Here is a 6129-nt window from a genome sequence, read left to right as displayed (position 1 = left end):
GAGAAGGAACTTCGGTTCGCCATTCGCGAGGGCGGTCGGACGGTCGGTGCCGGTGTCGTCACGGATATTACGGAGTAGATGCGGATGGCAGCGGTAATCCAGAAGATCCGAATCCGTCTGAAGGCGTATGATCACGCCTCTTTGGACAAGTCGGCGGTGGAGATCGTTGAGACGGCGGAGAGAACGGGTGCTCGCGTACATGGCCCCATTCCTCTCCCGACGCGCAAGACGGTCTTCACGGTGAACCGGTCCCCGCATGTCAACAAGAAGTCGCGGGAGCAGTTTGAACGCCGGATTCACAAGCGGTTGATCGATATTCACAACTCGACTCCCCAGACGGTGGATGCTCTGCAGAGACTGGATCTGCCGGCAGGGGTGGACATCGAGATCAAGGTCTGACGCAAGACCGTTCAAGGACGGGATGACCCCCTGCGGATGCAGGCGACGGGGTCCCGAAGGAGTGGTAGATGATTCACGGATTGGTCGGCCGGAAGAAGGGCATGACCCAGATCTTTTCGGAGGACGGGAAAGTGATTCCCGTCACCGTGATTGAGGCGGGTCCGTGCCAGATCGTCCAGGTCAAGACCACGGAGACAGATGGTTACGAGGCTGTCCAGGTCGGTTTCGGAGAGATCCGGGAGAAGCGACTCGGCAAGCCTCGCACGGGGCACTTCCGCAAGCACGGCCCAGGCCTCTTCCGGTGGCTGTCTGAGTTCCGCATGAATTCCGTAGGGGACCTGGAATCGGGGCAGCAGATTGTGGTCGGGGATGTTCTGGCCGAAGGAGATCGCATCGATGTTCGCGGCACTTCGAAGGGCCGGGGATTTGCGGGGACGATCAAGCGCCACAACTTCGCCCAGGGAGACATGACGCATGGCGGGATGTGCAAGCGTCGGCCCGGGGCCATTGGCATGTGCGCCACTCCGGCTCGGGTACTGAAGGGACATAAGATGGCGGGCCGCATGGGCGGCAAGACGGTCACCATCCGGAATCTTGAGGTTGTCGGCGTGGATGTCGAGAACAACATGCTTCTGGTCAAAGGTGCCGTTCCGGGCGCGCTGAACGGGCGTGTGGAGATCCGGAAGACCAAGAAGGGCGTCCGCGGGGCCGGACGCGCGAATGGCTGACGGCCCTGGAGGATTGATGATGGCAACTGCAACAGCCTATGGCGCTTCCGGCGAGAAGTCGGGCACGGTGGACCTTCCGGAGCAGCTCTTCGGAATCGAGCCGAACGCCCATGTCGTGTGGGAGGCCGTTGTGAACTTCGAGGCAAACCAGCGCAAGGGCACGGCCAAGGTCAAGAGCCGAGGAGAGGTCAACCTCTCCAACGCCAAGCCCTGGCGTCAGAAGGGCACCGGGCGCGCGCGGGCTGGATCGGCCCGGAGTCCGGTCTGGGTCGGCGGCGGAACCGTTCATGGTCCGAAGCCGCGTGACTACCGGTACCGTCTTCCGAAGAAGACGCGTCGTCTGGCACTCAAGTCGGCGCTTTCAGACCGTGCCGCATCCGAGCGCATTCTCGTCGTGGACGACTTCGGCTTTGAAGACGCCAGAACGCAAAGTCTGGCCACCTTCCTGGACAAGTTGGGGCTTGGTGGAGAGAAGGTGCTTCTCCTGACCGGAGGCTTCGACGAGAAGGTCAACCGAAGCGCCCAGAACCTTTCGCGTGTGCTGTGTCTGCCTGCGCGGGAGACCTACACCTACGCGGTGGTGGCTTCCAACTGGGTCGTGATGACCCGGGACGCGCTGAAGAAACTCGAGGAGGTATTCGTCTGATGATGGAATCAAGACAGATCCTCAAACGGCCACTCCTGACGGAAAAGGCAACCATCGCGCGGGAGACGGCCAACGAGTACGCCTTTGAGGTGGACCGTCGCGCCAACAAGCTGCAGATCCGTGATGCGGTGGAAGATCTCTTCTCCGTGACGGTGAAGAATGTACGGACCGTGAATGTTCGCGGGAAGGTCAAGAGAATGGGCGTTCATCAGGGTCGCCGTCCGAACTGGAAGAAGGCTCTGATCACGCTCGAAGAAGGGAAGACGATCGATCTGTTTGACGAGCTGTAGCGTTGGTTTTTTAGGATGAAGTTCGTTGCGCCCGGGGCGATGTCCGCGCCGGGAAGGGTATCGCCCCCGACCCGGGGGGAGTGACCCGGAACGGTTGAGAGTGTCTGCGCTTTGACAAGGTGGTGCTCTAAGCCGAGGGGCGTCGGCGAGAAGAAGCGGACACAGGAAGGGACCGATGGGGATCAAGAAGTATAAACCGGTTACGCCTGCTCGCAGGTATTACACGTCCTCGGACTTCAGTGAGGTCACGGCCTCACGACCGGAGAAGTCGCTGACGGAGCCGTTGAAGAAGTCGGGAGGGCGCAACCACCATGGTCGCGTGACTTCCCGTCATCGTGGAGGTGGGCACAAGCGTGCCTGGCGTCGCATTGACTTCCGGCGGGACAAGTACGGGATTCCCGCGCGTGTCGCGACCATCGAGTACGATCCGAATCGGAATGCACGCATCGCGCTCCTGTTCTACGCAGATGGCGAGAAGCGTTACATTCTGGCGCCGGTCGGACTGTCGGTGGGAGATACGGTGGTCTCCGGACCGGATGCGGAACTCCGGACCGGGAATGCGCTGCCCCTTTCCGCGATTCCGCTGGGCACTACGGTGCACGCAGTGGAGCTTCGTCCGGGACAGGGCGCGAAGATCGCTCGTGGTGCCGGCACCTTTGCGCAGGTCATGGCGAAGGAAGGCGGACTGGCACTTCTCCGGCTTCCGAGCGGAGAGGTTCGCAAGGTCCGCGCCTCCAGCTACGCCACATTGGGGCAGGTCGGCAATGTCGAGGCCCAGAACATCGTGCTGGGGAAAGCGGGTCGGTCGCGTTGGCTGGGCCGCCGCCCGCATGTGCGGGGAGTGGCGATGAACCCGCATGATCATCCCATGGGCGGTGGCGAAGGCCGGTCTTCCGGCGGGCGCCATCCGTGTTCCCCCTGGGGACAGCCGTCCAAGGGGCTGCGCACGCGTCGCGGCAAGAAGGCATCGGACAAGATGATCGTCAAGAGGAGGAAGTAGCATGGCACGGTCCATCAAGAAGGGTCCGTATGTGGTGGACAGCCTCCTGCGAAAAGTGGAGCTGATGAATCGTTCGGGAGACAAGAAGGTCATCAAGACCTGGGCCCGTCGATGCACCATCACTCCGGATTTCGTCGGCCACACCATGGCGGTCCACAACGGAAACAAGTTCATCCCGATCTATGTGTCTGAGAACATGGTCGGGCACAAGCTGGGCGAGTTCGCCCCCACGCGCACCTTCCGCGGCCACTCTGGTAGAGCGGACAAGGCCGGGAAGGGTCTCAAGTAGGGGAGGACGATAGATAATGGAAGCTCTCGCAAAAGGCAGGCACATGAAGATCAGCCCCCGCAAGATGCGTCTTGTGGTGGACCTGATTCGTGGACGAAAGGTGGAGGACGCATTTGTGATTCTCCAGTCCACGCGCAAGAAGGCATCGCTCATGGTGGAAAAGACCTTGCGGTCGGCCGTGGCGAACGCCCTCCATACCCCCGAGGATGATGAGACGGCCTCGCGGGTGAACATAGATGAGCTTTTCGTGCGGACGGTATTTGTGGACGGCGGCCCTACCCAGCGCCGCTTCCGGCCTCGCTCGATGGGCCGGGCGAACCGGATCCGCAAGCGAAGCAGTCACTTGACCATCGTCGTGGGGCCCAAGGGCCCCCGCGGTTCCTGACCCGGAACCCGAAGGAGGAAGCGTGGGACAGAAGACCCATCCGATCGGGCTCCGTCTCGGGATCGTGAAGACCTGGGACTCCCAGTGGTACGCCGGGAAGGACTACCCGGACCTGCTGGAAGAAGATTTGGTGATCCGTCGGTATCTTGAGAAGAGACTTGCGCAGGCCGGCATTTCGAAGGTGCTGATCGAGCGGAAGGCCAAGAAGGTCACTCTCTCCATCCACACGGCCCGTCCTGGTGTCGTGATCGGCAGGAAGGGTGCACAGGTAGACCAGATCCGTGATGAGCTGCAGGCGCTCACGGGCCGGGAGATCTACATCGAGATCCAGGAAGTTAGCAAGCCGGAGATCGATGCCCAGCTCGTGGCCGAGAACATTGCTCGTCAGCTTCAGCAGCGCGTCGGGTTCCGTCGCGCCATGAAGCGTGCCCTCTTTTCCGCTATGCGGCGTGGGGCGCTGGGTATCCGAATCTCATGTGGTGGTCGTCTTGGCGGCTCGGAAATGGCCCGCCGGGAAACCTACCGCGAAGGACGCGTTCCGCTGCATACGCTGCGTGCGGACATTGACTACGCGGCCATCACCTGCCGGACGACCTACGGGACGATCGGCGTGAAGGTCTGGATTTTCAAGGGCGAGGTTCTCGCACGCCGGGCCTCGGAGCGCACGCAGGGCATTGTGTCTGCGGGTGCCGGAGCCGGGAGGGCCGGGTAGTCATGCTCATTCCCAAGAAGACCAAGTTCCGGCGGATCCAGAAGGGACGCATGCGTGGAACCGCCCGGAGAGGCTGCAACATCGATTTTGGCGAATACGCGCTTCAGGCAATGGAGCCGGGCTGGATCTCCAGCCGCCAGCTCGAATCCGCTCGTGTGGCGCTGACTCGAAGAGTGAAAAGAGGCGGGAAGATCTGGATTCGGATTTTCCCGGACAAGCCTATTTCGAAGAAGCCCGCGGAAACCCGCATGGGCAAAGGCAAGGGAGCACCGGAGTTCTGGGTCGCGGTGGTAAAGCCGGGACGCATTATCTTCGAACTGGAAGGGGTTTCGGTGGAGATGGCGCAGCAGGCCATGAAGCTTGCGGCGCACAAGCTCCCGATCCGAACGAGGTTCCTCGCAAGAGGAACCCAGAGCATGGAGTCCTGAGACCATGAATATTCAGGAAATGCGGCAGTTGACCCTCGACGACCTGAAGGCGCAGCGCGTGGATCTTCGGACGGAGTACTTCAACCTGAAGTTCCGTCTGACCACCCAGCCCCTGGACAACCCGCTGCACATTCGCAGGGTCCGGCGAGACATCGCCCGGGTCGAGACACTCATCCGCGAGAAGGCAACGCCCGCCACTCATGGGCAGACACCGCCCGGGGAGGGCTGATCGAATGGAGACTACGAGAGGCGTCCGAAAGACAAGGACCGGGGAAGTGGTCTCGGCCGGCGGGGAGAAGACCGCTGTCGTGGCCATCCACCGCCGCGTCAAGCATCCGCTTTACGGGAAGATCATCAACAAGACTTCCAAGGTCATGGTCCACGATGAAGACAATGTCTGCGCCGTGGGAGATGTCGTGCGAGTGATGGAGACGCGGCCGCTGTCGAAGCACAAGCGGTGGCGGTTCTTGGAAACCGTCCGCAAGGTCAAGTAGAAGTCGGGAGACCGGAATCATGGTCCAGCAGGAATCGATCGTCGACATTGCGGACAACTCGGGCGCCCGTCGCGCCTTGGTGATCCGCGTTCTCGGAGGCAGCGGCCGACGCTACGCGTCCATTGGGGACATGGTGGTGCTGACTGTCAAGGATGCCATCCCCGGAGGGGGAGTGAAGAAGGGCGAGGTCGTTCGCGGCGTCGTGGTACGCACCCGGAAGGAGATCCGTCGCCGAGACGGATCCTACATCCGGTTCGATGACAATGCGGCGGTGCTGGTCACGGACCAGAAGGAGCCGCGTGGTACGCGCATCTTCGGCCCGGTGGGGCGGGAGCTCAGGGAGAAGAAGTTCATGAAGATTGTTTCCCTCGCGCCGGAAGTCGTTTAGGAGAGCGTGATGAAGATCAGACGGTTCGACCAGGTTGTGGTGATCTCCGGCGATGACCGGGGAAAGACGGGGAAGATCCTTCGGATATTCCCCGATACGGAGAGAGTGATCGTGGAGGGCGTGAACTTCATCAAGCGTCACACACGCGCGTCGGCAACCCGCCAGGCGGGGATTATCGAGCGCGAGGCTCCCATTCACATCTCCAATGTGATGCTTCTCGACCCCGCGGACGGAACTCCGACTCGCGTCGGGCATCAGGTGCTGGCGGATGGACGGAAGCAGAGGATTGCCAGGAAGAGCGGGGAAGTCGCTCCGGAAGCGGAACGGTAGAAGGCTCGACTGAGCCGGAATCATCGGAGGAACGGGGAGA

14 protein-coding genes are annotated in these 6129 nt (G+C 61.7%); all 14 read left to right on the top strand.

Annotated elements, in window-relative coordinates:
- Positions 1-78, top strand: a 78-nt coding sequence (locus QF819_09680; protein ID MDP6803421.1) for an elongation factor Tu, incomplete at its 5' end; no start/stop codon positions are given.
- 6 nt (positions 79-84) lie between these two features.
- Positions 85-399 (top strand): 30S ribosomal protein S10, encoded by a 315-nt coding sequence (gene rpsJ / locus QF819_09675; GenBank protein ID MDP6803420.1) that lies wholly within the window; start codon positions 85-87, stop codon positions 397-399.
- 68 nt (positions 400-467) lie between these two features.
- Entirely contained in the window at positions 468-1127 is a 660-nt protein-coding gene (gene rplC, locus QF819_09670; protein MDP6803419.1) for a 50S ribosomal protein L3, read from the top strand.
- 16 nt (positions 1128-1143) lie between these two features.
- Positions 1144-1773, top strand: a complete 630-nt coding sequence (rplD, locus tag QF819_09665; protein MDP6803418.1) for a 50S ribosomal protein L4 — start codon at positions 1144-1146, stop codon at positions 1771-1773.
- A gap of 2 nt (positions 1774-1775) precedes the next feature.
- On the top strand, positions 1776-2063 hold the full coding sequence (locus QF819_09660) for a 50S ribosomal protein L23 (protein MDP6803417.1): 288 nt from the start codon (positions 1776-1778) through the stop codon (positions 2061-2063).
- A 175-nt stretch (positions 2064-2238) separates the two neighbouring features.
- A complete protein-coding gene (gene rplB / locus QF819_09655) occupies positions 2239-3063 on the top strand; it encodes a 50S ribosomal protein L2 (protein MDP6803416.1) in 825 nt (274 codons plus the stop codon).
- Between the two features lies 1 nt (position 3064).
- Positions 3065-3352, top strand: a complete 288-nt coding sequence (gene rpsS, locus QF819_09650; protein ID MDP6803415.1) for a 30S ribosomal protein S19 — start codon at positions 3065-3067, stop codon at positions 3350-3352.
- 16 nt (positions 3353-3368) lie between these two features.
- A complete protein-coding gene (rplV, locus tag QF819_09645) occupies positions 3369-3737 on the top strand; it encodes a 50S ribosomal protein L22 (GenBank protein MDP6803414.1) in 369 nt (122 codons plus the stop codon).
- Positions 3738-3759: 22 nt separating this feature from the next.
- Entirely contained in the window at positions 3760-4449 is a 690-nt protein-coding gene (rpsC, locus tag QF819_09640; protein MDP6803413.1) for a 30S ribosomal protein S3, read from the top strand.
- 2 nt (positions 4450-4451) lie between these two features.
- Positions 4452-4877, top strand: a complete 426-nt coding sequence (gene rplP, locus QF819_09635) for a 50S ribosomal protein L16 (GenBank protein ID MDP6803412.1) — start codon at positions 4452-4454, stop codon at positions 4875-4877.
- A gap of 4 nt (positions 4878-4881) precedes the next feature.
- Positions 4882-5106, top strand: coding sequence for a 50S ribosomal protein L29 (gene rpmC / locus QF819_09630; protein ID MDP6803411.1), 225 nt, complete (start codon positions 4882-4884; stop codon positions 5104-5106).
- 4 nt (positions 5107-5110) lie between these two features.
- Positions 5111-5371, top strand: a complete 261-nt coding sequence (gene rpsQ, locus QF819_09625; protein ID MDP6803410.1) for a 30S ribosomal protein S17 — start codon at positions 5111-5113, stop codon at positions 5369-5371.
- Positions 5372-5390: 19 nt separating this feature from the next.
- Complete coding sequence (rplN, locus tag QF819_09620) at positions 5391-5759, top strand: 50S ribosomal protein L14 (GenBank protein MDP6803409.1); 369 nt, start codon at positions 5391-5393, stop codon at positions 5757-5759.
- 9 nt (positions 5760-5768) lie between these two features.
- On the top strand, positions 5769-6089 hold the full coding sequence (gene rplX, locus QF819_09615; protein MDP6803408.1) for a 50S ribosomal protein L24: 321 nt from the start codon (positions 5769-5771) through the stop codon (positions 6087-6089).
- The last annotated feature ends 40 nt before the right edge of the window (positions 6090-6129 follow it).

It is taken from the genome of Gemmatimonadota bacterium (assembly GCA_030747075.1).
GTDB lineage: Bacteria > ARS69 > ARS69 > ARS69 > ARS69 > ARS69.
Note: the sequence above shows the minus strand (reverse complement) of the source record. Positions and strands in the feature narration are given on the sequence as shown.

Excerpts from the sequence above, each read along its gene's own strand:
- rpsJ (MDP6803420.1), top strand. The coding sequence starts at position 85 with ATGGCAGCGGTAATCCAGAAGATCCGAATCCGTCTGAAGGCGTATGAT.
- rplC (MDP6803419.1), top strand. The coding sequence starts at position 468 with ATGATTCACGGATTGGTCGGCCGGAAGAAGGGCATGACCCAGATCTTT.
- rplD (MDP6803418.1), top strand. The coding sequence starts at position 1,144 with ATGATGGCAACTGCAACAGCCTATGGCGCTTCCGGCGAGAAGTCGGGC.
- QF819_09660 (MDP6803417.1), top strand. The coding sequence starts at position 1,776 with ATGGAATCAAGACAGATCCTCAAACGGCCACTCCTGACGGAAAAGGCA.
- rplB (MDP6803416.1), top strand. The coding sequence starts at position 2,239 with ATGGGGATCAAGAAGTATAAACCGGTTACGCCTGCTCGCAGGTATTAC.
- rpsS (MDP6803415.1), top strand. The coding sequence starts at position 3,065 with ATGGCACGGTCCATCAAGAAGGGTCCGTATGTGGTGGACAGCCTCCTG.
- rplV (MDP6803414.1), top strand. The coding sequence starts at position 3,369 with ATGGAAGCTCTCGCAAAAGGCAGGCACATGAAGATCAGCCCCCGCAAG.
- rplP (MDP6803412.1), top strand. The coding sequence starts at position 4,452 with ATGCTCATTCCCAAGAAGACCAAGTTCCGGCGGATCCAGAAGGGACGC.
- rpmC (MDP6803411.1), top strand. The coding sequence starts at position 4,882 with ATGAATATTCAGGAAATGCGGCAGTTGACCCTCGACGACCTGAAGGCG.
- rpsQ (MDP6803410.1), top strand. The coding sequence starts at position 5,111 with ATGGAGACTACGAGAGGCGTCCGAAAGACAAGGACCGGGGAAGTGGTC.
- rplN (MDP6803409.1), top strand. The coding sequence starts at position 5,391 with ATGGTCCAGCAGGAATCGATCGTCGACATTGCGGACAACTCGGGCGCC.
- rplX (MDP6803408.1), top strand. The coding sequence starts at position 5,769 with ATGAAGATCAGACGGTTCGACCAGGTTGTGGTGATCTCCGGCGATGAC.